The sequence below is a fragment of the Aeribacillus composti genome (assembly GCF_031760945.1).
GTDB lineage: Bacteria > Bacillota > Bacilli > Bacillales > Aeribacillaceae > Aeribacillus > Aeribacillus composti.
Genome location: NZ_CP134501.1, coordinates 1,166,477 through 1,190,555 on the forward strand (window position 1 = coordinate 1,166,477; position 24,079 = coordinate 1,190,555).

Below are 24,079 nucleotides of genomic sequence, written 5' to 3' on the forward strand. Positions count from 1 at the left end.
GCTGCATTTTCTTTAATTGTAAATTGCCTTTATTAAATATAGTTTGATAAGGTCTATTTTTTTTCTCTTTGACAACTGCTAATTGGTATGTTAAAAGATAAACAGGCATATAGAAAATAAGAATCATTCTGTTTTATTAATAACAATGTTAGGAGAATGAACGATGGAAAATGCAGGGAAACAGATTGGGAAAGATGTTGCCGGTACGGCCTTATTTGGCGGGATTTTATTGCTGTTTTTATTCGGGGATCGTCTTATTGATCCGAGTTTCATTCCAAAAGAAGTTTTAAATGTAAGTACGTTGTTTTTAAGCATTATTTTAGAGGCCATTCCATTTATTTTACTTGGTGTATTTGCATCAGCGCTCATTCAAACATTTGTTTCAGAAGATACGCTCAAACGCTTCATTCCGAAGCACCCGATTCTCGCTCTCGTTCCCGCCGCAATTGTTGGCGCATTTTTACCTATTTGCGAATGTGCGATTGTTCCGGTCGTGCGAAGACTTGTTTTAAAGGGAATGCCGCTACATTTAGGCGTCGTTATCATGGTGACGGCACCTATTTTAAATCCGGTTGTGTTTGCCTCTACATATTACGCTTTTCAAACAAACATGGATGTCGTTTATGCCCGAATGGGACTAGCGTTTGTCGCATCGATCGTTATCGGTGCAATCATTTATTTCTTTTTTCGCACTAGCTTACCATTAAAAAAACAGCATCATTTGCATGAACATCATCATCATGCAAAAAATCGCTGGCTTGAAACACTTTTGCACGCCAGTGATGAGTTTTTCGATGTGGGGCGCTATTTAATTGTTGGTGCGCTTGTTGCAAGTGCTTTTCAAGCTGGTTTTGATCGAACGACGCTGCTGGAAATCGGGGGAGATCAGACTGTAGCACCTGCAGTCATGATGGGATTAGCGTACATTCTCTCATTATGTTCTGAAGCGGATGCGTTTGTCGCAGCTTCGTTCGGTTCAACGTTTACGATCGGTTCTCTTATTGCTTTCCTTGTTTACGGTCCGATGATTGACTTAAAAAATACGTTTATGCTGTTTGCCTATTTTAAACCGAAATTTGTAGCTGTATTCATTTTCGTAGTAACGGTTGTCATTTATGGCAGTATCATTCTTCTGCAATCATTAAACATTTTATAAAGGAGGGAGACGTATGCGTTCTTTTCATATGTTCATTCGAGGGATTATATTAGCAGGATATGCGCTATTGCTTTTTAAGCTTTTATTGACTTCTCAATTAGCGAATTATGTATCGCCGAAAATGCATCCATTTATATATTTTGCGCTATTTGTGCTGCTTATATTAGGAGGAATGCAAATATTGCGGAGCGGCATGAATACGTCGGAGAGTCATTGTCATTGCGATGGAGAACATCATATGCCGAAGACGCCTGCTAGTACGGTGTTTATTTATTCGCTCTTTTTGCTGCCAGTAATGATCGGATTAATGCTGTCCAATCATGTGTTGGACAGTTCTGTCGCTTCGAAACGAGGCGTCCAATTCGGTGCACAGCCATTAGCGGAGAGTTCCAATTCGCAGGTTCAAACGGAAGAGAAAGATTTAGTAGAGGAATATTTGCGTGATCCAGAAGGTTATATGAAAAAGGTAGACGAGCGAGTAAATGAGATTTTGCAAGAGGACAATTCGGCTGTGCAAAGTACAGAAAAGGAAAATGAGCAGTTGAAAAACGATTTAATCGGAACGGATAAAATTGTTGTGACAGATGAAAAATATATTTCTACCATTAATATGATTAGCGAAAATGTCGAACAATTAATTGGAAAAAAAGTCGAAATTACGGGCTTTGTTTTTCGCGAACGAGATTTTCGTTCGAATCAACTCGTTGTGGCTCGTTTTGGTGTTACATGTTGTATCGCCGATGCGAGTGTTTACGGCATGCTGGTGGAGGGAGAAAATGTTGCGAAGCTGAAGGATGACACTTGGATTAAAGTTACAGGTACCATTCATAAAACAACGTATCATCAATCAACCATTCCAGTCATTGAACAACCCGCTATAGAAATGATCGAGGTACCAGACCAACCGTACGTTTATGAAGAATACTAACTGACTAAAGGGTTCGATGTCTGGCATGTTCCGAAGTTTGTTGAAGAATGGTAGGCTAAAAGAAAAAGAGAGCCTTTTGTTCCCATGTCTCTGTCAAGTAGACAGTGAAAAAAGAGTATATTAAGTGCACATCTCCCTGTTAAGAAGACTGTGAAAAAAAGAGTGTAATACGCTGCGGTCTTTTCTCGGAATTCAACCGGGGAAAGGCCGTTAAATTTTTCTTAAAACCATTCGTGATTAACTCATCAATCGCTATATATGCTTGTCCTAATGGTTTTGAATGTAACTTCTCCGTTTTCACATCTCTACTAATCGTGCTCCTTCAGCTGTTATGAGTTCAACTTTTCATGCGCCGTTATACATTTCATCAGCACAAAATACTTCAGCAGAAGCAACAATACAAAAATTTCGCAGCTCAAATGGTCAAAAAGGGAACTAAGTTTAAGTCCAAATAAAGCATAAAGATTTACAATATTCAATTTGATGCGGAAGAGGTTTATACTTAGAAGAGAGTGGAGGAAGCAGAAAAATTTCGTGAGCCGCTATTTTTTTCTTCAAGGAGACTGCAAAAAAAGTTAAAAATAATGAGGATCACCTATCTTTTTTAAACTGCAGAAATGTTGTCAAGCTCTCATGGAAGAGGAGAAGTTTTACATAATTTGTGCTGTCGCGAGGCGAGATGAATTGGTTCCCCTTTATCATTTTTATGTTCAATTATAAAAAGTAAATCTAATTGATCTAGAGGGTGACATATGAGAAAAACGATAATACTTCCGTGGACAGAAGAGTGGGAAAAATCGTATAAGAAAGAAGCGAAAATACTTAAAGCTATTTTTAAAGATGAAATCGTTGATATATTCCATATAGGAAGCACGTCTATTCCGACAATCGGCTACGCAAAACCAATTATCGATATTTTGATTGTTGTTAAAGATATTGAAAAGGTTGATTTATACAATGGAAAAATGAAGGAATTGGGATATGAACCGAGAGGGGAAAATGGGATATCTGGTAGAAGATACTTCCCAAAAGGACAAGATAACCGAACACACCATGTACATATTTATCAAATTGGCCACGAAAATATTGAAAAACATTTGCTTTTTAAAGAATACATGATAAAAAATCCAGATGAAGCTAAAAAATATGGTGAATTAAAAATGAAATTAGCAAAACAGTTTCCAGATCATACTCATCAATATCAAAAGGGGAAAGAATCGTTTGTCAATGAGATGGTTGAAAAATCTCTCAAATGGGCATCAAAAAATAATAAATAAAGAAAAAGAAACTCGGTCAAGCAATTGTTGTCCAGGAAAAAAACAAAATATACTTATTATGAAATTATTTTGTTGGCCAAAATTTTGGAGAAGACTAAAACAAATTGGTTGCAAGCCCTTAAGCTATTTCTTTCTTGCAAGATGCCTTATTACCATTTATGTATTATATTGTATATGTTCGGAATAAATTTGATCTCGCCAACAAAAAAGTTCTTTATGAAAATCAACTCCAATTTTTATTTATAAAAAAGCATAAGGAAATAAAGAGCTCAATTTTGCTTACGCCCGCTCTTATTTCCTCGGACTATTAGACATTGGTGAAATATTTTTGACTCAAATTCTTGAAAATTAGCTGCCAGCTTGCTTATTTGATGCCTGGAATTTGTCCTTTGTAGGCTAACCCACGGAATGCAATATGCGACAGCTTAAATTTACGGAGATAACCTCTTGGCCTTCCGGTAATTTCACAACGATTTTTTAGACGGATAGGGGGGAGCTTTTGAAGAGCTTCATAGTCCCCTTTCTCCTTTAGCTCTCGTCTTAGCTCAGCATATTTAACAACGAATTCTTGTCTTTTTCTTTCTTTCGCTATTTTTGATTTTTTAGCCAATGTTCGTCCTTCCTGTCATATCATTTATTATTGAAAATTCCTCATTATTGCGTGACATCATCGTCTTGAAAAATTCGGCTTTCTGTCGCTCCTTTTTGAAATAGATATTTTCCGCTGTATGGTTTTGCTTCTTGATCAACTTTAGAAATGATAATCTGACAAATTCTTCTTCCTATCGTTAATTCAATCGGTAGGCGATTCGCGTTAAACAGTTCCAACGTGATTTGTCCTTTAAATCCCGGGTCAACCCAACCGGCATTTTGAATAAATAGCCCTAAGCGGCCGATCGAGCTTCTTCCTTCTACAAAAGCAGTAAGATTTTCCGGTAGCTCGATGGTTTCTATAGTAGTAGCAAGCAAGAAAGAGAAGGGGGGAATGACAATTTTCTCGTTTTCAGCTACTACTTCTTTATATTTCGCTTTCGCCTCTAATGATAGATGAGCATTGGCGTGCTCAGCCATCACAAGAAAATGATTTCCAAGGCGCAAATCAACTGAAGCAGGTTGAATTTGCTCTTTTGTTAAGGGATCAATGACCAATTCTTTATGTTGTATTTTCTCAAGAATAGTTTTTCCAGATAAAATCATTCCTTCTTTCCTTCCTCCAGTTACACTTTTTGTAAATTCCAAGGGAATGGATCTGGAAGAGTAGACCAGTCTTGATCAAACTCAGCGTCGGTTAGTAAACATTTATCCAATTCCTTTATAATTTCTTCAGGGCGTAAATCCATTCCAATAAATACTAATTCTGTTTGCCGATCTCCGAACTGATCATCCCACTCGTCCAGCAAATGAGGGTTTTCTTTTAAAATTTGCTGCTGCTCTTCTTTCGGCAAAGAAGCGACCCAATAAGAGATCGGTTCAATACTAACAGAAGGTCCTGCCTGAGACATCAAAAGGGCAAGGTTATTTCTAGTTGCGCACCATGCAATTCCCTTTGCCCTTACAATATTTTCGGGCATGGAGTGAAGCCAATTGTAAAAGCGCTCGGAATGGAAAGGCAAACGTCTTGAATAAACAAAGGAAGAAATTCCATATTCTTCAGTTTCCGGTGTATGCTGATCATGCCCTTGCTCTAACTCCTTGATCCATCCTGCTGAAGAGCTTGCTTCCTCAAAATTGAATAGTCCAGTGTTTAAAATCTCTCGAGGATCAATCTCACCTTTGACAGTACGAATAAGTTTCGCTTTTGGCTGCAATGTTTTTAATACCTTTTCCAGCTTTGCCAATTCTTCTTCAGACACCAAGTCACACTTATTCAAGATGAGCACATCGCAAAATTCAATTTGGTCAATAAGAAGGTCTGCGATTTCACGAGTATCGTCTTCACTTAACGCTTGCTTTCTATCTAATAGCCGATCACCTGACTGGTAATCCTTCCAGAATCGATTGGCATCTACAACCGTCACCATCGTATCCAATCGACAAAAGCGCGTCAGATCGATTCCTAGTTCTTCATCAATATATGAAAAAGTCTGAGCAACTGGGATTGGCTCACTAATTCCAGTCGATTCAATAATGATATAATCGATATTTCCTTGTTTAGCGAGCCTTTCTACTTCGATTAATAGATCTTCCCTTAATGTACAGCAAATACATCCGTTTGACATTTCGACTAGCTTCTCCTCAGTTCTTGAAAGCTCTCCGCCTTGTTTGACTAATTCAGCATCAATATTGACCTCGCTCATATCGTTCACAATAACGGCTACCTTGAGCCCTTGGCGATTTTGTAAAATATGATTCAGAATGGTAGTTTTCCCTGCTCCTAAGTAGCCGCTTAAAACGGTCACAGGTATTTTTTTATCCATTGTCATCTTCCTTTCAACAATTAAAGTTTTTCTTTGACCTCAGATTGGTTCGAGATAATTGAAAACCAATTTATATAAATCGTAATCATTACGATTTATATAATATTTAAACATATTTTTTTCGTAAATGCAAAATAAACTGTGGGAGTATTGATTTAGAATTCCGCAAGCCGAATATTAAACGATATACACAAAAGCAGAACGCATCCATAGCTGCCAAAAAGTACTTCAGAGAAAGGTCTTCTACAAAACAATCGTACAATACACATCATGAACAATTTCTGGAAGCTTGAAATCAATGTGCACAATGCTTTTATAAATGGAAAAAAGATTATCCATTCACAAATTCCGTTTTAGATGGTATAGTTTTTACTATTTTCAAGGAGTGGAAAAGAGATGAACCCTTTTATTCTAATCGTAGGAGCGGGTTCTGTCGGGATTGGAATGGGGATATTATTAAAACAATTAGGAATGAAAAATTTCGGAATTTTAGAGCGTGACCGTATTGGGTCATCGTTTATGCAATGGCCGAAGGAGATGAGATTTATTACGCCATCGTTCACAGGATAAGGATTTGGTGCATTAGATTTAAACGCTGTTTCGCTGTCTGTTTTTGATTATAAAAAATTTGTTTAATCACCCAAAAAATTGCTGGAGAAATGGTTGTTTTTTTGTTTAAGTGTATATATCAAATTGAGGATGAACCAAGTATAATTTGATTAAAATTTTCTGAATAAAAAGAAAATAAAGTATTATTACCTGATAAACATCAATGAATATTCGTGAAAAATGATAGCGTTTTCAATTATTTAATTAATCTCATGTGAGGGGGAATGAAATTGTTTAAAGCATCTAATGGTGAAGAAATTTTTATTATTGATGCACACATTGCCTTATGGGATGGAAGCAAGGAGAATCAATTGAATATCCACGGAGAACAATTTATTAGTTGTTTTTATGATTATCACAAAAATCTAAGTCCGAAAGAATATTGGTGGCCGAAAGATGAGTTTGTAAAATATTCTCCAGAAAAACTTGTGAATGACGTGTTTATGGAAGGATATGTGGATATGGCGATTTTTCAGCCAGTTTTTCTAAAAGAGTTTTATAAAAATGGCTTTGGTAATTTTGATGCAAATGAGGAGCTTTCAAAAAAGTACCCTAATCGCTTTATTTGCAATGGAACATTCGATCCCCGGCATGGCGAACGAGGCTTAGAAAAATTAGAAGAAAACAAAGAAAAATACAACTGGCAAGGGGTCAAGTTATATACAGCTGATTGGTATGGTAATTCAAAGGGCTATAAACTATCTGATGATTGGTCAAAAAGATATCTTGAAAAATGTCAAGAACTGGGGATAAGAAACATACACATTCATAAGGGACCGACGATCACTCCTTTAAATCGGGATGCATTTGACGTAGCAGATGTTGATGATGCAGCAAGCTGTTTCCCTGAACTGAACTTTATTGTCGAACATGTAGGGCTTCCAAGATTAGAAGATTTTTGCTGGATTGCTACACAAGAGAAAAATGTCTATGCAGGTTTGGCAGTTGCCATTGCTTTAATTCATGATCGACCTCGTTATTTTGCTCACATTATAAGTGAATTGTTGTATTGGCTTGATGAAGACCGAATCATTTTTGGAAGTGACTATGCTATATGGGAACCGAAATGGATCATTGAAAAGTTTCTTGAATTTGAGCTTCCAGAGGATATACAAGAAGAGACTGGAGTTACATTTGATTTGGAAGTGAAGAAAAAGATTTTAGCAGGAAATGCAGCGAGATTATATAACATTGATATCGAAAAACAAAAAGAAAAATTAAAAAATTGTCAATTATCCAAACGGATAGCGTGACGAATAGAGAATAGTTGATGAAAAGACTTAAAAGGGAGGTGAAAGCGAGGTAATGGATAAAGAAAAGCAAGTATATAGCATGCTTGAAAAAGTGTATGATCCTGAACTGGATCAGCCGTTAACAGAGTTGGGATTTATCGATCAAGTCCTAGTGAAGGATAATCATGTTAAAGTAGTCTTTCGCCTTCCAACTTATTGGTGCTCTCCTAACTTTGCCTACATCATGGCTGAAGATATAAGGAAATATGTATCTGAGATTGAATGGGTAAAAACGGTTCAAGTTCATTTACTCGATCATTGTGCATCCGATGAAATTAATCACGGAGCATCAGCAGGAAAATCGTTTCGCGAAGTCTTCCATAATGTATCTGACGGAGATCTTGAAGAATTACGCAAAACTTTTGATATAAAAGCCTACTATGCAAGGCAAGAGAAACTGATGAAATATCTACTAAAAATAGGAATGTCAAAGGAAGAAATTACGTCTTTATCTCTCCAAGAACTGAATGAACTGTCCCTGCCTGAAGAAGGGAGGCTGTTAAGAGAAAAATATTTGGAGAAGAAAAAAGTATTCCATCACTCAAGTACATTTGCCATAACAACTCCAGAAGGGAAACCATTGACTGAAGAAGAGTTTTCAGATTACTTGAAAGGCGCCAAGCTGACAAGGTTGAGCATGGAGTTTAATGCGCATTATTGCCGGGGATTGTTGGAAGCACGATATAATTTATCTGCTGCTTATGAAGGCAGTTTGGCAAAATGATTCATAATTTTTACAGCGTACAAATAATTTCATAATAAAAGGAAAGGTGATGTAAGATGAGTAAAAATGTTCTTATTATTACTGGCGATGCTGCTGAAGCATTAGAAGTGTTTTATCCTTATTATCGTTGTATTGAAGAAAATATTAATTGTACAATTGCCTCACCTGTTAAAAAGAAGCTCCAGACGGTTGTCCATGATTTCCTTCCTGAAATGGAGACTTTTACAGAAAAATGGGCATATAAAATCGAATCTCATGCATCAGTAGATGAGATTAATCCTGCCGACTATGATGGATTAATTATCCCAGGAGGGCGTGCGCCTGAATATATTCGTATGAATCCAAAGGTTCAGGAAATTACTGCTCACTTTTTAAAAGAAAATAAACCTCTTGGGGTGATCTGTCATGGACAATTAGTCTTAACAACTGTAAGAGAATATATCAAAGGAAGAGAGATGACAGCTTACACTGCTTGTAGACCAGAAGTGGAAGCAGCAGGCGCTACTTATGTGGAAAAAATGCTTCATGTGGATGGGAACATTGTATCGGGCCACGCTTGGCCGGATTTACCGGGATTCATGAGAGAATTCTTTAAATTGTTGAATGTAAGAGAAAAGTCTGCTGTTTAAAACATAAAAGGGCTGATGTATTTGAAAATGCAACCCGAATATCGGATACTTGAAAAAAGTTCGATATTCGGGATTTTTTGTTTCATCAGGAAAAATACGTTTATCATCGAATACAAGATGTAAGCGGAGGAAATCCAATGAGGATGATTTTGAGTGACGTTCAAATGAGACAGTTAGAGAAAATCATTGGAATGTCAAACATGTGTCCAGACGTTCTCACATTTAGAGCAGTTCCTAATTACTTGTCTAAAAGGAAATTGCCCATTGAAAGACACTATGGACTTAAATACTTGGCGTATGGCAGCAATCCCAAAGTTTTCCTGCCGGTCGTCTCCCCGAACAACATTTGCCGATTGTCTTTTTTCATTCACTCCCGTTTCGATCAAATTATACGGACTTAACGGTTTAAAGAATTTAATAACAGTAACGATATATAAAATATGACAATTCCTTCTGTTGTTTTAGGGTTAATTCCTGTCAGCTCTTCGATTTTATTTAAACGGTAGTGCAGTGTATTAATATGGATATTCATTTCCTCTGCCGTTCTTTTGATCGATTGATTATTGTTCATATAGTGTTGTAACGTTTCGATTAGAATTTGATCTTTTTCCATCATATGAATGGTTTGCTTCAAAAAATCCTTTTGCATCTCTGATGGGATATCTTCCAAGATGATTTCTAATATAAGATCCTCATAAAATACAATGCCTTTATTTTTTCGCGCTACCTTTAATGCTTTTTGTGCTTCTTTAAAAGATTTATTGATCATGTGTTTGCAAGCTGTTTTTCCTATGCCAATAGCTAAAGTGCTTTTGTATCTGTTTTCGAATCTTTTTTTTAAATCGTTTAACTGACTGTAAAAATAATTTTGTTTATAAGAAGCATCCATCTTTTTTAATACTAAAAAGCGCTCTTGCCCCCATCGAACAATAAAATGTTTTTCTTTCCCGAAGATAGAATAAAACAATTCTATGATTTCTTTTTGAATTCGATGAATATCGTAATTATTTAATGTGTGTATCTCCAATTCCATGAGTGTGCAAACATGAGTGTCATACACAGGAATGCCTAACATAAACCCGCGCTCTAAAAAATCTTTATCCACAGATGAAGCATTGATCCATTCATAAAGATACGATTCTATTCCTCTTATTTCCCATTCGTTTCTTTCAGTATAATATGCTTCTTGTATAATGAGCTCTGTCATTCTTCTAATTAAGTCCGCATAAGGCTCCACTTGTTTCGGTTCGCCAGTTATTCCGATCACTCCAATTACCTTCTTATGAAACATAATGGGCATATTGATTCCTGCTTTGACGCCTTTCAGCACTTGTGCTTTGATTTGATCAATGTAAAGCTTTTGTTTGGACTTAATAACAATCGTAGCTCCTTCATGAAAAGAGCCGATCCGACTCTCATCAGTGGAGGATATGATGATCCCATTAATATCAACTAATATGATATCCTCTTTGACTACGTCCTGAACCTCTGAAATAATTTTAGCAGCCAGCTTTGGGGATAATTGCAACTCGTATCACCACCCTTTTGGTTAAAAAGACAATAAAAAAGGCATTTTTGGTATGTTAATTATATCATCATACATAGATAATGTGACTCTCATTCTTTATAATAAAACGAAAAGAATAAAAGTGAGGGGTTTGAATGATTGCTCCTGATATAAAGAGGGAATTCATAAATATTGTAGGAGAAGAAAATTTTGAAGATTCGGAAGTTGAAAGGTTAGTATATTCGTATGATGCGACTCCAAATTTTCAATCGATTCCGGATGCGGTCGTTTCGCCTAGAAATACAGAGGAAGTATCTAAAATATTGCAATTATGTAATAAAAATAAAATACCGATTGTTCCGCGGGGCTCTGGTACGAACTTATGCGCCGGCACTTGTCCTGTTGAAGGAGGAATCGTTCTTCTATTTAAACATATGAACAAAATTTTAGAGATCGATGAGGAAAACTTAACCGTCACATGTCAACCGGGAGTTATCACACTTGATTTAATCCATGCGGTGGAACAAAAAGGTTTGTTTTATCCACCAGACCCAAGCTCAATGAAAATATCTACAATTGGGGGAAATATTAACGAAAATTCTGGAGGATTAAGAGGACTGAAATATGGAGTAACTCGTGATTATGTGCTAGGGCTAGAGGCGGTTCTTCCTAATGGGGAAATTGTTCGAACAGGAGGAAAGCTAGCGAAAGATGTGGCAGGGTATGATTTAACGCGCTTATTTATAGGTTCTGAAGGAACGTTAGGAGTGATTACAGAAGCGACATTAAAGCTGATCCCACTGCCTGAATCAAAAAAGACAATGCTTGCTTTATTTCAAGATTTAGAAGCTGCTGCGCGTTCCGTATCGAAAATTATTGCCAATAAAGTAATTCCGGCAACTTTAGAGTTTTTAGATCAGCCGACGCTAAAAGTAGTGGAGGACTATTCACAAATCGGACTGCCAACAGACGTGCAAGCCGTATTACTGATTGAACAAGATGGAACGCCTGAAAATGTGAGTAAAGATATGAAGGTCATGGAAGAAATATGCAGGAGTGAAAACGCCGTATCTGTACAAATTGCCCAGTCAGAAGAAGAAGCTGAAGCTTTACGAACAGCGAGACGCACCGCTTTGTCCGCATTAGCCAGACTAGCACCAACTACCATTTTAGAAGATGCGACTGTTCCAAGATCAGAAATTGCCAAAATGGTCAAAGCCATTAATGAAATAGCCGCAAAACATAACGTAAAAATATGCACGTTTGGTCATGCGGGAGACGGAAACCTTCATCCTACCTGCACGACAGATATTCGGAAGAAAGATGAGATGGAACGGGTGGAAAAAGCTTTTGCTGAAATATTTGCAAAGGCCATTGAACTGGGAGGAACAATTACTGGAGAACATGGAGTAGGAGCCATGAAAGCGCCTTATTTAGAATGGAAGCTGGGGAAATCTGGAATCGATGTGATGAAGTCGATCAAAGCTGCATTGGATCCAAACAATATTATGAATCCTGGGAAATTATTTGCAAAGGATACACGAAAACGTGTGGTGATCTCAAAATGATGACAGAATCAGAAAAGCAAAATATCCAAAGAGATTTCAAGGAACGCATGGACGAAGATGAGCTGTTAAATTGTATGAGATGCGGTTTTTGTTTGCCATCTTGCCCAACTTACATTGTGTCTGGATATAAAGAAAGCCAATCACCAAGAGGAAGAATTGCCTTAATGAAGGCAGTTTATGATGGGGTCCTTCAACCGGATGATGAATTTGAAAAGTCTTTAAACTTGTGTTTAGGATGTCGTGCGTGTGAGCCGGTTTGTCCATCAGGTGTGAATTATGGACATTTATTAGAAGAAGCAAGAGACATAATTAACCAAAATAAAAAGCATTCTTTACCTGTGCGGGCAGTTCGAAATGTGGTTTTTAAACAACTATTTCCTAAAAAAAGTAATTTAATCAACATAACTAGCTTAGTTGGATTTTATCAAAAATCTGGACTTCAAAAAGCGGCACGTAAAATAGGATTTATGAAACTGTTTCCAGATCATCTCCGGGAAATGGAAAAAATATTGCCTGATGTTCCTGAGAGAAAGACACTGAAACAGCGATCTGAATATTTCCCGCCAAAAGGAGAGAAAAAAGCAACTGTTGCTTTCTTTTCCGGATGTTTAATGGACACGTTGTTTCTCGAAACAAATCATGCAACCATTCAATTATTGCAAAAAGCCGGGTGTGAAATTGTTATTCCTAAAACACAAGCATGCTGTGGAGCTTTGCACGGTCATAGCGGAGAAAAAGAACTAGCGAAAGAATTAGCAAAACAAAATATTGAAGCGTTTGGAAAAAACGAAGTAGATTATATTATAACAAACGCAGGTGGCTGCGGCGCTTTCTTGATTGAATATGATCACTTATTAAAAGATGATCCGCAATGGTCAGAGCGCGCTGAAAAATTTGTTGCAAAAATAAAAGACATTACGTCCATTTTATATGAGCTTGATTTTCACAAACAATTTCGCCTTTCACTTCCTGAACAAGTCGTCACATATCAAGATTCCTGTCACCTGAGAAACGTCATGAAAACGTCAAAAGCTCCTAGAGAATTGCTTCGTTCAATTAAAGGAGTAACATTCACAGAAATGGAAAATGCCGATAGCTGCTGCGGCTCTGCAGGCATTTATAACATTGTCGAACCGAAAACATCCATGGAAATTTTAGATCAGAAAATGGAAAAAATGAAAAAAACCAAAGCCACTACAATAGTAACAGCTAATCCAGGATGTTTCATGCAAATGAAGCTAGGAATTGAAAGAGAAGGATTAAAGGATGTAAAAGCTGTTCATATTGTGGATCTATTGTTAGAAGCAGCGAAATAACGAACAAGCACTATATTTGATGTAATTTTGAAACTTAATGTGAATGTTTAATTGCTAAGCTGCAGTTTTTTTGTTCAGATGATTATGGGGGAGGACTTTCTCTAAGAAGCGGACTTGTTTGAAGTAGCTTCTACTCAAGTTTCTCAGACCTTCGGAAGCATCTGTGTCTGATTTTAAGTTAAATTCAACATAAAATGAAGAAAAGAAACGGAATGTACCGCGCATGCATTCCGTTATTTCAACCGCCATCAAGATAGATTTTACGGTTGGCAAAACATTTAGATTTTCCATGAAAAAACTAAACATCTCTTTTTATTCCAGACTTCATTTTCATCATTGGAGATTTTGCTTGCGGCGTTGGCAAGTTTGCTTTCGTTTGATGATCCAGTCTAACTTTAAGCAGATTCATTCCCTTTTAGAACAAGAATATTTTTTGGGCTGACCAGAAAGTCAAAATCCACTGAAAATGAAACATCATAAGCATTGATATATCAACGTTTCAAAAATATTAAAGGGGCGTCTATAAGCCGGAAAATCGACTTATTAGAAGCCCCTATGTGTAGAAGACTCCGCTCATGGAATACATTAGTTAGCATTCCGTCTCTGTGGAAAATCTCAGCCAAAAGGTGCCTTCACCCGCAAACAAGTTACGATTGCTCCGCTAAAAAATAAATTTTCTTCACTTTCTCCTTAAACTGCTCAACATGAACAAACCGCGCTTCTCGCAAAACCTCTTTTCCATCGACATATAAAATTAAAACAGGTGCGGTAAATATGGATAAGTGACCAGCTATGTTCGGAATATCATCCGCGTTGATAAAGCCCATTTGAATCTTTGGAAACTCAGCCAGCACTTTTTCCACCTTTGGCAGCAAAGCATGACAAACACTGCAATTTGTTTTGGATATATATAAAAATGCCAAATGATGACTATTAATAAATTGCTCGACATCTTCTATGGAAAATAAATCATGGTTTGTCTGCAAAATTCATTTCGTCTCCTTTCATGATCAAAAAACTTACTTCATTATACCATAGGAAGGTATAAAGAAATTGAACAGATGCTTCACACGTTGAGAAGCAGGAGATTCACTTGGAGGGGCTTTAGAAGATGTGTATTGACGGCTTCTATTCTTTAATCGTTTGAATAGAAATATTTGAAAAACTGATTATGAACAAAAACTGGAAGTGATGAATCAAATTTGAGAGTAAACGTTCGATGATTTCAAATTGTGCGGATGATATCGCTTACCTTAACAGGAAAGAAAACGGAAAAACGAATGATGTTAGAAGTCTTTCTTGTATATAACAAAGAAATTTTAACTTATTGCCCTTCGTATTGTTCTTGTTTGTTGATCTGCTGGGCAAAAATACCTTTTTCTATTTATTAGGCAGCTGGCAGCAAAATCAACGGATGCTCTTTTCTACCCCTTGTAAGTGAACACGTACATTAATTATGTTGAATTACACAAGTCATTCAGCCGCTTTGATGCGGAATCATTCAACATCGCAGACCTTTATGTAGATTTTCTTCGAGAGAAATCTTCTCCAATAAATACATTAAACCCCAGCACCTAAGTACTGGGGCAAAAAAACATGAATCCCCCGCTGACGGGGTGAAATGGCCTGCGACGCGGCAGGCAACTTATCATTAAGTTATGAGCTTTTTGCTGATATTATGCAAGGAGAGGAGCCATTTAGGCTCCTCTCCGTTGGAAAACACAAACGAATCCACGTTTTTTCACGTGTGAAATGGTCTGTGACGAGACAGACAACTTATTTTGTATTCTAAGTATAGAAAAAACCTTGGGAAATGTCAATACATGATCAATACACTGTCAATACGTTGTAAGTACGTTACAGATTAAATACCCATTTTACACGGTTCATAATCTTATTTAAATCATCCTTGTTTATATTGCCGATATGTTGCTTTAGCCTTACTTTGTTGACTGTCGTTAATTCTTCCACCTTTACGGCGGAAGTCTGCGTTAAAAACGGATAGACTTCCTTTTTGAGAAAATAATGTGTCGCAAGTTTTGGCGATACCATTGTTTTTCCTTTCCGATCTGTTATAATTTTGGTTTTTAACTTTGTAGTCAGCGGAGCTATCTTAACATTACCGGATGTACGGTTAATTCTGTTATTAGAAAGGACAAGCACCGGTCGTTCTCCGTTTTGCTCTGTGCCGATATTTTCCCCGAGTTCACAAGTGAAAATGGCCCCTTGAACGATCAGTCGTTTCATTTGCGTTTGCTCATTCTCAATCCATTCATTAGCTAATGTGATCTTATTGGGATACCATTCGTCTAGTTTAGCTTTTTTGTCAGCTTTTTTTAAACGTAATCGCTCACGTTTTACTGCATCTGATTCCATCTTCTTCTCGCTTTCCCTTTGTTTTATACCGTTACACTCATGATTGTATCACGTCATGATCTTAAAGTTTGTTAAAGCTTCAATATTTTTTCGCTATACATTCCCATCATTTTGTCGCTTGCAGGGTATGCCGAAACATCAATAGAATGATTATATAACAGTGTAATAACAGAATGTATCGGTGTTTTGACTAGTGATATAGACGAAGGACTAATATTGATTGAACCGAGAGACGTGTGTACCTAGTTAAGAATGAAGGAATCTGCTTTAAGAAAGTATGCTCTCATTCTCCAAGCAAGACGCGGGTGGGAGCGAGGCTATTTAGAAAAGACATTATATTCTCTTGAAGCGTTTTATGGAGATAAAACAGAGCAGCGATATGACGCCAGAAACAAGCGGCAGAAGCAGTAATGGCATGTGTTCGACAATCAAACGTAGCAGTTTGCGAAATGAAGACAAAACGGGAATTAGATCGTTATAACGATAATATACAAACGTTAAAAGTGATGGTGCCAAACAAAACGATCTGCTAAAGTACTCATGATGAGGTTAGATCAACAACAGAAATACATAAAGGAAAGGGATGAACTTCTTACGCGGTTTCTAAAGGAATCCATGGGGACACGCAAAATGATCACTGTGGCCAAAGAGGAAGAGCAAAAGAAGAAAAAGTGTTTTGGTCTCTTCATCTCTTTTGTGATTGTTCATTTCGCATGCATCCTCTTTTCCCTCAAGTTCAGTATTCATGCGAGAATCAAAATTGTACATTTATTAAATTAGCATTCATATGCATCTTCGCTCTGTATGAGTAAAATGTTTGTTGGAGAAAGATAAGATCCTTCCGTTAGAAGCAGGAGTTTCTCTTAAATAGTAGGGGGAAAGGCAAAATAAATGCAAAAAGGACTCTCTTCCTGTATTGTGATAAGTGCACAAACCAAACACAAGGAGAAAAGAGAGGTGAGCAAACATTAAAAGAGATCGAAATGGAATTATTTTCGATGATTCAAGAAACCTTCGGGGAACTGCTTCAACAGGTGTTGGAGTACATCGATCACGAGTGCCCTTGGTAAACAAACGTCACTATGTGCATCAGACGAAATGAGCCGGTGTAGGAAGGGCTTGAAAGGTTTATGATGGAAGAATACAGCTATGACCCGATGATGGACTGGTTTTCTGAATGGAGATAGAACCGCGTGGATCACCGCTTGCCGGGAGTATTTCGGAAAACGGCAGGAACACCGATTTACAAGCATTAAAAGTGTTGAAAGGATTTAAAAAAACAAAAGAGGCACATACAAACAGGATGAGATGGTTGGCGAACGCTTACAAAACAGATCGTAAAAACGAAATATACCCAAAAAATCAAAACAGCAAAAAAATCCCCATCAAAATCTTGTCTCAATCTCTCTGCAAATCTATTACAATAGAAATAAAAACATAATTTATAAGGTGATGCATAATGGATTCTTCATGGCTGAAGCCGATTTCTGAGGCAAAGTATTTGGCAACGGACAATGCTTATCGCTATCGGGCGATTTTACGATATTTTTATATGCAGCATGAACGAATGCGGCAATATTTGTTTCCTGAAGAAGTATTTGCATTTTTAAAAGAACATGAGGAGTTTCAGAACTATACGGAAGACGATCTCCAGCAGGATTTAGATCAGCTTGTCAAATGGAAAAACTTAATTGCTCGGCAAGAGACGGTGAATATTCGCACAATCGAAGAATTTAAAAAGAAACGGTTTCGTTATCAATGCAGTCCTTACACGGTTGAAATTGAGAGGATGATCCGCACGTTAGAGAAGCTAGGGGATTCATTCGGAGGATCTTTAGAAAAAACGCGTTTTGACCGTTTATACTCTTCACTCGTTCGAATAGAAAATATTATACAAAACGATTTTCAAGAAAAACGAGAAGAGATTAATCAAATTTGGGAAGAAACATTCGATTATTTCAAAAAAATCATTCAAAATTCTGCGGATTACATCGCTTACCTTAACAGTGAGAACACGGAAGAACGAATGATGTCGGAAGCCTTTCTTGTATATAAAGAAAAATTTACGACATATTTACGCGATTTCATCGTTGCCTTACAGAAAACATCGTTAAAAATTGAAAAGTTGTTGGAAGATATCGCAGAAGATGATGTTCACAAACTAGTCGCAATTGTTGCTGATTATCAAATGACGATTCCTCGATTAGAAGAAATGGAAGTGACGAAAGAACAACTTGAAGAAGATTTATTCGAAAAGTGGAGAGGTCTAAAAGAATGGTTTTTAGGCAGAGAAGGACGTGAAAGTGAATTGTATTTTCTTCAGCACCAAACGAATGAAGCCATTCGCCGCATGACTCGGGTCGTGCAAAGGCTGGGGGAACGTCATCACAATTTCCGCAGCCGCAAGAAAGATTTTCTCCATTTAGCAAAGTGGTTTTCCGAGCTTCCGAGTTTAGTAGATGCCCACCGACTATCCTCTGTTGTTTTCGGCTGTTTCCATACAAAGCATCTCATAACAGAGAACGATGCAACAGAAAACTTTTATCGCGATATTTGGGAAGAAGAGCCGACAGAATGGACGGTAAAGCCTCGCGTTCGCCATTACCGTGAAAAGAAAAAGCCGGAAGCGATCGAAACACATGAAAAAGAGAAACAGGAGATGAAGGAGAAATTTTTGCTGGAGAAAAAACGTGAGAAAGAAGAGTTAGAGAACCTCATTCAAGACAATAAAATCGTATTACGAGAGTTGCCGGTGATCGAACCGCACATTCGAAAAACATTGTTAAGCTGGATAGCAAAATCAATGACAAAACAAGACGGAGTCGTAAAAACGGAAAACGGGTGGAAAGTGAAAATCTTGCAAAAGGATTCTTCCTCGATTCAATTGAAAGCCTCTGACGGTACACTTACGATGCCGAATTATGAACTTTATGTCCTCGAAAAGGGAGAGATGTAACATTGGAAAAGACGGAGCAAGGGTTTGATGAAAAAGCGAAAGAAGCCATGACAGCCCTGTTTGAAAACTTCTGGATTGTCCGGGAAGAGGAACCAGAGCTTTATCAAAAGATTAGAGAACGTGAAAAAGTATTGAAACGTTACTTGCAAGAAAAGTTTGGATATCGGCTAATCATTCACCGCTATTTTGCAAAGCTCGAGAAAATCCCGGCTGAGCCAGAATCGTGGATGGGTATTCAAGATTTTCAAGATATATTAGATTATGCCCTGTTTTGCTGCTTATTAGCATATTTAGAGAGCAAAGCCGTCGATGAGAAATTTCTTCTGTCCGATTTATGTGAAGAGATTCAAGCGATGTATCCCGGGGAACTGCCAATCGATTGGACGAATTATCAACATCGGAAGTCGCTCATTCGGGTGCTGAGGACGTCGGAGCAAATTGGTATCGTAAAACGCGTCGATGGGGATCTTGAAGGGTTTGCAAATAAAGAAGACCATGAAGCACTCTATGAAGTTCCCGTTGTATCCCGCTATTTTATGAGATCATATCCGAAAGACTTGTTTCAATATGAAACGATAGAGGAGATTTTAGAAGAAGAATGGAAAGCGTCCCCGCAAGACTATCGCCGCCATCGGATATATCGGCAACTATTTTTATCGCCAGCCATTTATCGAAGACAAAAAGACGATCCTGACTTTTATTATTTAAGAAACTTTCGCCATCGCTTGCGGGAAGATATTGAAAAACATACTGATTATCACTATGAACTTTTTAAAAATGCGGCACTTTTAACTTTACCGGAACGTCAAAGCCGCTATACGCTGTTTCCAGATCAAAAAGGTACTTCGGAGATTATTCTTCATTTTTCCAAAATTATTCGCCAGCATCTTGATGTTCACATGCCTGATGAATATGGACAAATCCGCTTAACACCAAATGATTTTTTAGGTCTGTTAAAAAAATGCCGTGACGAATTTTCCGAAGGATGGAGTAAAACATACCGCGACATGACAATCTCTCAGCTTTCTGATGAAGTATTGAGTGCATTAAAGGAGTGGAAAATGGCAGAACGTGAAGCGGAGACTGGGATGATTATTCTCTACCCTCTTTTAGGTCGATTAGTCGGAACATATCCTGATGATTTTCTAATGAAAGGAACGAATGAAGATGACGAGTAAATGGGAGTTATATCGAGCGGGAGTGTTAAATTTTTGGTATTATGATGAAGAATTTTTTCATTTCGCAGACGGAAAACTTCTATTGCGTGGAAGCAACGGCTCCGGCAAATCGGTGACGATGCAAAGTTTTCTTCCGGTTCTGCTTGATGGAAAAAAGAGTCCTGACCGCCTCGATCCGTTCGGTTCCCGAGCTAGAAGAATGGAAGATTACTTGCTTGGGGAAAAAGAACTCGTCGACAGGGACGAACGAACAGGCTATTTATTTTTAGAATATAAGCGGAAAAACTCTGAACAATATATCACAACGGGTATCGGCTTACGGGCAAAACGGCAGAAAAATATGGATTTTTGGGGATTTGTCGTTTTTGACAATCGGCGCATCGGCAAAGACTTGCGTTTATATAAAGAAGAAAAGACAGACGGGAAGACGCAAAAAATTCCTTTAACGAAACGGGAGTTGATCACTGTTATTGGTGAAGGCGGTACGGTTGTTGATTCGCAACGTGAATATATGGAGTTAGTGAATAAACATATTTTTCGATTTGAGTCGCTTGATGCGTTCCACGAATTGATTGAATTACTCATTCAATTACGCAGTCCGAAGCTTTCAAAAGATTTTAAGCCAACTGTGATCTACGAAATATTAGAAAGCTCGCTGCCAGCACTTACAGATGAAGAGCTGCGACACTTGTCAGAAACGATAGAAAACATGGATCAAGCAAAACAACAATTAGAACAGCTTGAAAAAGACGAGAAGGCTCTAAAGCATCTTTGCCAGCATTATTCGACTTACAATGAGTATATGTTGGCTGAGAAAGCGAATGAATATTTAAAATCGGAAAAAAGCTTTAAAAAGTTAGCTGAAGAAAAGAAACAGTTTGTCGCACAACATCGTGAATATGAGGAAACACTTGCGACATTGAAAGAAGAGACTCAACAATTATCGATTGAACAAGAAGTGCTGCGTAAACGGGAACTTGATTTATCCAATCATGAAGTGTTTCAGGCAGAAGAAAAGCGTAATGAAACAGCGGAAAAACTGCAGAATGTAAACAAAGAGCTCAAAAAGAAAGAAAGATTTATAGATGAAAAACGAGAGCAAGAACGGAAAATTGAACAAAACTTAAACATGTATGAAGAACGTTTCGAACAGTTATTGAAAAAGCTAACAGAACAGTTAGAAATGATGCGGAACGATGCGTTAGAAAGCTCTTTTTCCGAGCATACAATCAACGAAGAAGATTTTCAGCGGAACCGAGAATATGAATTTGATTTTACCGTATGGAAGCGGGAAGCTAATGCACATTTTGATCGACTGGAGCAAATTAACGGACTTTGGAAAGAACATGATGAAATTCAATTACGTTATGAAGAAACGTATAAAGAGCTCGGCGAATTAAATAGGGAATTAGACCAACTAAAAAATGAAGAGAAAAAATGGTATGAACTGGTTGAAGACGAAAAATCCCGTTTGCAGGAAAGCGTGTTTGAATGGAGCAAAATGTATCCGGATATAAAGGTGGATGACGAAGCATTTCAAGTATTTTTACAAAGGTTGAATGAGCTTTATGAGCGCTATCATTTCGAAGAGGTGAAACAACCGTTTACGAATCAATATTATCAATCTTTAGAATCGTGGAAAGCGGAAAAAATTAAAAAACAACATGAAATGAAATTGATAGAAAATGAAATTCGTGAAACGGAAGAAAAATTACGCTATTGGAAGGAACAAAAAGATCCTGAACCAGAACGAGACATGCAAACGGTGCAAACAAGGGCGTCGCTAAAAGAAAAAGGAATACCTTTTGTTCCGTTATATGCGGCGGTGGAATTTCAGGAGCACGTTTCTGAAGAGTTGCGGGAACGGATCGAATCTACATTAAATCATGCTGGATTGCTCGACGCTTTAATTGTGGAAGCGGATTTAGATATCCAATATGATCGAGTAATCATGCCAAACCCGGCAATGATGGCACACACGCTAGAGGATTATTTAAAACCTGATGTAGAGAATGACTCAGGTGTTACTAAGGAACGAATCGAAGCGGTATTGCGCAGTATTATCGTATCGGACGAACCGCAAGAAAAGGATTATTTTGTCATAAACGAATCCGGACAATATTCACTAGGACTTTTAAAAGGACATGCCCCTGAAAGGGAAAAGGCAAAGTATATTGGAAGAGCCGCACGGAAACGGCTGCGTCTTGAGAAAATTCAGCAATTTGAGGAAGAATTACAGCTTTTAAACACTCAACTCAGAGAAAAACGAGAGCAGCTGGTAGCCATTGATGAACGAATCCGCCACATTACGGAAGGGTTTCAATTGTTTCCAACTGACCAAAATGTCAAATATGCCTATGACCAGTGGGAGCAAACGAAACTTCTGGCAGCAAGCAAAGAACAAGAAACAGTAAGGAAAAATGAAAAACTCGGACAAATCGCTCGAGAATGGCAGCAAGTGAAAAATACTTTGCGCAACAAGACAGAAGGACTGGACCTTAAGTTTTCAAAAAAAGGGTACGAAGATGCTTTGTCTTATATGAAATCATATTTAAAAGAGTTAAATGACGTACAAATTACTCATGGAAACATTGTGCACACCGATGAAATGATCAAAAATCTAAATGATCAGCTTGAAACATTACAAAACGAAATAGACGAAGCGAAAGGCGAAATCAATGTTCTTCTCGATCAACAACAGCGGGTATCACTTGAACTTGAGCATATCGAATCGATGTTAACGAAAATGGGAGCGGAACATATTCGTCAAGAGATTCAACAGATTCGAGAACGACTAACGTTTTTAAAAACGGAAATTCCTGAGAAAATTAAGAAACAAGCAGACATCGGGAATCAACTTTCAAACATGAAAAACAAATTAAGCAGTTTAGAGAGAAAACTGGAATTTGCAAAGGTTCTTGTCCAAGCATGGGAAGAGCTATTTGCCAAAGAATTGGAACGAGGGCTAGTGTTTGTTGACGAAAATGAAACAGGCTCGCTTTTGGACAAAGCAATAGACATTTCCAAGAAATATGGTTCTGTATTAAAAGAGAATACACGACTTTCTGTCACCGAACGATTAAACCGAATATTTTTCCAAGAACAACCGAATTTAATCGAATATCGTCCGGCACAGGAACCTGCCGATTGGAACAAACAAAATCCGTTCGTCGAGCTTTCATTAGATGAGGAATCGGAGCTAAAAGCGAACGATTGGAAGGAAAAAGCAGGACGTATCATCATTTTACTAGACTACAAAGGACAACGCGTTACACCATATTATGTATTAAAAGAGATTGAAAAAGATATATTGCTGCAAAAAGAATATATTAACGAACAGGACCGCGAATTGTATGAAGATATTATTTTGAAAACGATCGGGCGAATATTGCGAAGCCGCATACAGCGTGCCGAACGCTGGGTTAAAGATATGAACGCATTAATGGAAAAACGTGATACTTCTTCAGGTCTGACGTTTTCAATTCAATGGAAGCCGAAGACCGCGGAAACCGAAGAAGAAATGGACACGAAAGATTTAGTCGAATTGTTGCGAATGAATTCGCGGCTGCTAAAGGAAGAAGATTTGCAGCGGGTTACGATGCATTTCCGCTCAAAAATCAACCGAGCGAGAGAAATGCTTGAAGAACGTGGGCAGGGCAATACGCTTCACCAAGTCATTAAAGAAGTGCTCGATTACCGAAAGTGGTTCTCGTTTACGCTTTATTACCAAAAAACAAATGAACCAAAGCGGGAATTAACGAACCAAAAGTTTTATAAATTTAGCGGCGGAGAAAAGGCGATGGCGATGTATATTCCACTTTTTGCTGCGGCATATTCACGTTATCAAGAGGCTGCAGAGGATGCTCCATATATTATTTCGTTAGATGAAGCGTTTGCCGGTGTTGATGAAAATAACATTCGTGATATGTTTGCTTTAGTCGAAGAGCTTGGTTTCAATTATATCATGAACTCTCAGGCACTTTGGGGAGACTATGATACGGTACCAGCGCTTTCTATATGTGAATTAGTTCGCCCGAAAAATGCTCCGTTCGTAACGGTTATACGTTATCATTGGGACGGAAAGGTGAAACGACTTGCGACAAATCCGGACGAAGAATTTACTTTTACATCATCCATATAGGAAGG

21 protein-coding genes and 1 pseudogene are annotated in these 24,079 nt (G+C 37.8%); 16 read left to right on the forward strand and 6 right to left on the reverse strand.

Annotation, left to right across the window (positions count from 1 at the left end; genetic code table 11):
* Nucleotides 1-163 precede the first annotated feature (163 nt).
* The 3 genes from RI196_RS05865 (at nucleotide 164) to RI196_RS05875 (ending at nucleotide 3,361) form a co-directional block, all read left to right on the forward strand.
* Complete coding sequence (locus RI196_RS05865) at nucleotides 164-1,156, forward strand: permease (protein WP_063386447.1); 993 nt, start codon at nucleotides 164-166, stop codon at nucleotides 1,154-1,156.
* Nucleotides 1,157-1,169: 13 nt separating this feature from the next.
* The gene (locus RI196_RS05870) at nucleotides 1,170-2,084 is read left to right on the forward strand and encodes a TIGR03943 family putative permease subunit (RefSeq protein ID WP_311067064.1); all 915 of its coding nucleotides are present in this window, start codon (nucleotides 1,170-1,172) and stop codon (nucleotides 2,082-2,084) included.
* Between the two features lie 752 nt (nucleotides 2,085-2,836).
* Nucleotides 2,837-3,361, forward strand: a complete 525-nt coding sequence (locus RI196_RS05875) for a GrpB family protein (protein WP_063386445.1) — start codon at nucleotides 2,837-2,839, stop codon at nucleotides 3,359-3,361.
* A gap of 364 nt (nucleotides 3,362-3,725) precedes the next feature.
* Here the strand turns inward: RI196_RS05875 and rpsN are convergent, their stop codons facing one another.
* From rpsN to RI196_RS05890, 3 genes are read right to left on the reverse strand one after another with little or no spacing between them, the layout of a single operon-like run.
* Nucleotides 3,726-3,971, reverse strand: a complete 246-nt coding sequence (gene rpsN / locus RI196_RS05880) for a 30S ribosomal protein S14 (RefSeq protein WP_063386444.1) — start codon at nucleotides 3,969-3,971, stop codon at nucleotides 3,726-3,728.
* Nucleotides 3,972-4,015: 44 nt separating this feature from the next.
* Nucleotides 4,016-4,558, reverse strand: coding sequence for a dCTP deaminase (gene dcd, locus RI196_RS05885; RefSeq protein ID WP_063386443.1), 543 nt, complete (start codon nucleotides 4,556-4,558; stop codon nucleotides 4,016-4,018).
* 20 nt (nucleotides 4,559-4,578) lie between these two features.
* Nucleotides 4,579-5,778, reverse strand: a complete 1,200-nt coding sequence (locus RI196_RS05890) for a GTP-binding protein (protein WP_063386442.1) — start codon at nucleotides 5,776-5,778, stop codon at nucleotides 4,579-4,581.
* 396 nt (nucleotides 5,779-6,174) lie between these two features.
* Between RI196_RS05890 and RI196_RS05895 the strand changes: the two are divergent.
* From RI196_RS05895 to RI196_RS05915, 5 genes and pseudogenes are all read left to right on the forward strand, one after another.
* Nucleotides 6,175-6,345, forward strand: a pseudogene (locus RI196_RS05895) (NAD(P)-binding domain-containing protein); the annotation flags it as partial.
* 272 nt (nucleotides 6,346-6,617) lie between these two features.
* Nucleotides 6,618-7,640 (forward strand): amidohydrolase family protein, encoded by a 1,023-nt coding sequence (locus tag RI196_RS05900; protein WP_063386441.1) that lies wholly within the window; start codon nucleotides 6,618-6,620, stop codon nucleotides 7,638-7,640.
* 52 nt (nucleotides 7,641-7,692) lie between these two features.
* Nucleotides 7,693-8,403 carry an iron-sulfur cluster assembly protein gene (locus RI196_RS05905; protein WP_117017476.1) on the forward strand — a complete coding sequence of 237 codons (711 nt, stop codon included), beginning with the start codon at nucleotides 7,693-7,695 and terminating at the stop codon, nucleotides 8,401-8,403.
* Nucleotides 8,404-8,459: 56 nt separating this feature from the next.
* The gene (locus tag RI196_RS05910) at nucleotides 8,460-9,032 is read left to right on the forward strand and encodes a DJ-1/PfpI family protein (protein WP_311067065.1); all 573 of its coding nucleotides are present in this window, start codon (nucleotides 8,460-8,462) and stop codon (nucleotides 9,030-9,032) included.
* A 137-nt stretch (nucleotides 9,033-9,169) separates the two neighbouring features.
* Complete coding sequence (locus tag RI196_RS05915; protein ID WP_311067066.1) at nucleotides 9,170-9,433, forward strand: hypothetical protein; 264 nt, start codon at nucleotides 9,170-9,172, stop codon at nucleotides 9,431-9,433.
* Here RI196_RS05915 and RI196_RS05920 read toward each other — a convergent pair.
* On the reverse strand, nucleotides 9,430-10,560 hold the full coding sequence (locus RI196_RS05920) for a CdaR family transcriptional regulator (protein WP_311067067.1): 1,131 nt from the start codon (nucleotides 10,558-10,560) through the stop codon (nucleotides 9,430-9,432). The two genes, RI196_RS05915 and RI196_RS05920, sit on opposite strands and share 4 nt — an antisense overlap.
* Nucleotides 10,561-10,694: 134 nt before the next feature.
* On the opposite strand from RI196_RS05920, the gene glcD reads away from it, so the two are divergent.
* Nucleotides 10,695-12,107 (forward strand): glycolate oxidase subunit GlcD, encoded by a 1,413-nt coding sequence (gene glcD, locus RI196_RS05925; protein WP_311067068.1) that lies wholly within the window; start codon nucleotides 10,695-10,697, stop codon nucleotides 12,105-12,107.
* The gene (locus RI196_RS05930) at nucleotides 12,107-13,423 is read left to right on the forward strand and encodes a (Fe-S)-binding protein (protein WP_130157634.1); all 1,317 of its coding nucleotides are present in this window, start codon (nucleotides 12,107-12,109) and stop codon (nucleotides 13,421-13,423) included. The genes glcD and RI196_RS05930 overlap by 1 nt, the downstream gene beginning before the upstream one ends.
* Before the next feature lie 647 nt (nucleotides 13,424-14,070).
* On the opposite strand, the gene RI196_RS05935 is transcribed toward RI196_RS05930, so the two are convergent.
* Complete coding sequence (locus RI196_RS05935) at nucleotides 14,071-14,409, reverse strand: thioredoxin family protein (protein WP_063386435.1); 339 nt, start codon at nucleotides 14,407-14,409, stop codon at nucleotides 14,071-14,073.
* Nucleotides 14,410-15,280: 871 nt separating this feature from the next.
* Entirely contained in the window at nucleotides 15,281-15,799 is a 519-nt protein-coding gene (locus tag RI196_RS05940; RefSeq protein WP_311067069.1) for a type II toxin-antitoxin system PemK/MazF family toxin, read from the reverse strand.
* A gap of 410 nt (nucleotides 15,800-16,209) precedes the next feature.
* Here RI196_RS05940 and RI196_RS05945 point away from each other — a divergent pair, with 410 nt between their 5' ends.
* The 6 genes from RI196_RS05945 to RI196_RS05965 all read left to right on the forward strand — a co-directional run bounded on the left by RI196_RS05945 (nucleotide 16,210) and on the right by RI196_RS05965 (nucleotide 24,074).
* Nucleotides 16,210-16,332 carry a hypothetical protein gene (locus RI196_RS05945; RefSeq protein WP_261308773.1) on the forward strand — a complete coding sequence of 41 codons (123 nt, stop codon included), beginning with the start codon at nucleotides 16,210-16,212 and terminating at the stop codon, nucleotides 16,330-16,332.
* Between the two features lie 82 nt (nucleotides 16,333-16,414).
* On the forward strand, nucleotides 16,415-16,579 hold the full coding sequence (locus RI196_RS18785) for a hypothetical protein (protein ID WP_510904270.1): 165 nt from the start codon (nucleotides 16,415-16,417) through the stop codon (nucleotides 16,577-16,579).
* Nucleotides 16,580-16,976: 397 nt separating this feature from the next.
* Nucleotides 16,977-17,240 (forward strand): hypothetical protein, encoded by a 264-nt coding sequence (locus RI196_RS05950; protein WP_063386432.1) that lies wholly within the window; start codon nucleotides 16,977-16,979, stop codon nucleotides 17,238-17,240.
* An 18-nt stretch (nucleotides 17,241-17,258) separates the two neighbouring features.
* Nucleotides 17,259-18,755 (forward strand): TIGR02677 family protein, encoded by a 1,497-nt coding sequence (locus tag RI196_RS05955; protein WP_130157618.1) that lies wholly within the window; start codon nucleotides 17,259-17,261, stop codon nucleotides 18,753-18,755.
* Between the two features lie 47 nt (nucleotides 18,756-18,802).
* Nucleotides 18,803-19,933, forward strand: coding sequence for a TIGR02678 family protein (locus RI196_RS05960; protein WP_117017513.1), 1,131 nt, complete (start codon nucleotides 18,803-18,805; stop codon nucleotides 19,931-19,933).
* Nucleotides 19,923-24,074: a TIGR02680 family protein gene (locus tag RI196_RS05965; RefSeq protein WP_311067070.1), complete on the forward strand. Its 4,152-nt coding sequence runs from the start codon at nucleotides 19,923-19,925 to the stop codon at nucleotides 24,072-24,074. The genes RI196_RS05960 and RI196_RS05965 overlap by 11 nt, the downstream gene beginning before the upstream one ends.
* Nucleotides 24,075-24,079 lie beyond the last annotated feature (5 nt).